At 66.6% G+C, this 440-nt stretch carries 1 protein-coding gene; it reads left to right on the top strand.

The genetic code is table 11. The features are described 5' to 3' along the window. Positions 1-191: 191 nt before the first annotated feature. Positions 192-440, top strand: a 249-nt coding sequence (locus J5M57_RS28615) for an MBL fold metallo-hydrolase (RefSeq protein ID WP_207938562.1), incomplete at its 3' end; no start/stop codon positions are given.

Genomic DNA, 440 nt, shown 5'->3' on the forward strand with positions numbered 1-440 from the left:
CTCTTCATGCAACCTCGCCGACGGCGGATTCGTGCGCCGCGGCGCGCCCGCACCCGCGCCTTCATCCGTTCATGCCCCTTTTCGTCACGCCTGCCGGCGCTTCGCCGCGCGGATTGATCCACGTCAGCAAGGCGCGCGTCGCGTGTAGTGCAATGGGCGCATCGAACACCACACGCATTCCGGGAGGTCTCATGAAACTGACGTTCCTCGGCGCGACGGAAACCGTCACCGGCTCGAAGTATCTGCTCGAGGACGCCGGGACACGCGTCCTGAGCGACTGCGGGCTGTTCCAGGGCACGAAGAAGCTGCGGCTGCGCAACTGGAGCCCGCTGCCCGTGCCCGCCGATTCGATCGACGACGTCGTGCTCACGCATGCGCATCTCGATCACAGCGGCTATCTGCCGGTGCTCGTGCGCGAGGGCTTCCGCGGGCCGATCTAT

This window comes from Pseudomonas sp. 86_A, from assembly GCF_017491705.1.
Classification (GTDB): Bacteria; Pseudomonadota; Gammaproteobacteria; order Pseudomonadales; family Pseudomonadaceae; genus Aquipseudomonas; species Aquipseudomonas koreensis.